Raw genomic sequence first — 1319 nt, forward strand, 5'->3', positions numbered from 1 at the left:
CCAAAACAGACAAGGAGTCATAGAGCAGTACCAACAGCTTACTCGCGGTACCTTCTTCAGCTGATTGACGGTACCAATTCCGCTGACCGATGGTACCGCGAGGGCTTACTACTCAATATGATGATGCGCTGGGTCTCCGCGATGAATCCGGAGGAGGCAATCATCTTCCTGGGGTAGAAGGCCCAACTTTCGTGGGCTCAAGTAGGGCACCGTCCAGACTCTTGCGCAAATTCCAGCAGGCGGCTGCCGGCCGTCGGCATGGTTACTCGTCCAGCAGCGACACGTCCAGGTACCTTCTCGATCCCCATTCGCTGTCGGCCACGTACTTGAGCCTGGCCGTCACCAGCCCGAGCGCGCTCTTGCCGTCGGGGAACGTGCCCACGACCCGCGTCCGGCGGCGGATCTCGCGGTTGAGCCGCTCTATGGCGTTGTTCGTGCGGATGCGCCGCCAGTGCCGCATGGGGAAGCGCGTGTAGGTCAGCGTCTCGGCGGCGCCCTCGCGCACGCACTTGGCGGCTGCCGCCAGCCTCATCTCGTCCACCGCCGCCGCCACCGCCGCGGCCTTCTCCATGCTGGCATCGAGCGACCCCTGGGCGTGGATCGCCTTCAGCATGGCCGCCACTCGGCTCCGCCTGGACTTCGGTACCTTGGACAGGACGTTGCGATAGAAGTGCACCGTGCAGCGCTGGTAGGCCGCTCCCGGGAACACCTCGGCGATGGCGCCGGTCATGGCGGCGGCCTTGTCGCCGGTGAGCATGCGCACGCCGGCAAGCCCGCGGGCCCTCAGCCACGAGAGGAACTCCCTCCGGCACTCGGCGGACTCGGTGAGCCCCTCGGCGGCGCCGATGACCTCGCGGTAACCGTCGTCGTTGACGCCGATGGCCACCATCACCGCCACGTTCTCGAAGGAGCCGCCCCATGCGCGCTTCAGGTAGATGCCGTCGACGAAGACGTAGGGGCAGCCGCAGGTGAGCGGCCTGCTCCTCCACTCCTCGACCGCCTCGAACGCCTCGAACGCCTTGTCGTTGAGGTTGGAGACGGTGGCCGCCGACACGGACGATCCCCGCAGGATCTCGGAGACGTCCTCGATTCTCCTGGTGGACGCGCCGGCCAGGTACATCTCGATCATGGCCTCCTCCACAGAGGTCTCGCGGCGCTTGTAGCGCTCGATGATCGCCGTGGCGAACCTCATGCCCTTGAGCTTGGGCATTCTGAGCGTGACCCGGCCCGAGGTGGTCGTGAGGCCTCGCTCGTAGTGGCCGGCGCGGTAGGCCTCGCGCTCTGCCGTCCTCTCGTAGCGGTCGGCGCCTATGAGGTCG

1 protein-coding gene is annotated in these 1319 nt (G+C 66.3%); it reads right to left on the reverse strand.

The genetic code is table 11. From position 1 onward, the window contains the following. Positions 1-262 precede the first annotated feature (262 nt). Positions 263-1319, reverse strand: a 1057-nt coding sequence (locus VJ923_RS12170) for an IS256 family transposase (protein ID WP_326441855.1), incomplete at its 5' end; no start/stop codon positions are given.

This window comes from Adlercreutzia shanghongiae, from assembly GCF_035830635.1.
In the GTDB taxonomy this organism is placed as follows: Bacteria; Actinomycetota; Coriobacteriia; order Coriobacteriales; family Eggerthellaceae; genus Adlercreutzia; species Adlercreutzia shanghongiae.